Origin of the sequence: Methylobacterium nigriterrae, from assembly GCF_037106235.1 — a bacterium.
GTDB lineage: Bacteria > Pseudomonadota > Alphaproteobacteria > Rhizobiales > Beijerinckiaceae > Methylobacterium > Methylobacterium nigriterrae.
The window spans coordinates 1-396 of record NZ_JBAWTG010000592.1 but is presented as its reverse complement, the minus strand read 5'-3'; the positions used below and the strand labels follow the sequence as shown (position 1 = coordinate 396).

The following is a 396-nucleotide window of genomic DNA, read 5'->3' as shown; positions in this document are numbered from 1 at the left end:
GTGGTCGTCACCAACAGCCATGTCGAAATCCGCTACGTCGTTCCGACCAGTCCTGACGGAGAACGTCAGCCGTTTTGGCGATTGCGAACAGACTATCTACAACCGGTTCGTGCGCTGGGCGGCGAAGGGTGTCTGGGTCAGACTGTTCGAGACGCTTGCTCAAGCCGGCGGGCCGCCGGCTCAGGTGCTGATCGACTCCTCGGTCGTGAAGGCGCACCGCTGCGCCTCTGGGGCGAAAGGGGGGAGCAGAACCAAGCGATTGGCCGCTCGCGCGGTGGGCGCACGACGAAGATCCATGCGCTCACCGACCGCTTCTGCCGGCCGCTCGCTTTCCTGCTGACCGGCGGACAGGTGGCCGACTGCAAGGCCGGGGCAATCCTCTTGGAGCGCCTGCCT

General features: G+C 65.4%; 1 pseudogene. It reads left to right on the top strand.

From position 1 onward, the window contains the following. Positions 1–85 precede the first annotated feature (85 nt). Positions 86–396: pseudogene (locus tag WDW90_RS38370) on the top strand (transposase); the annotation flags it as partial.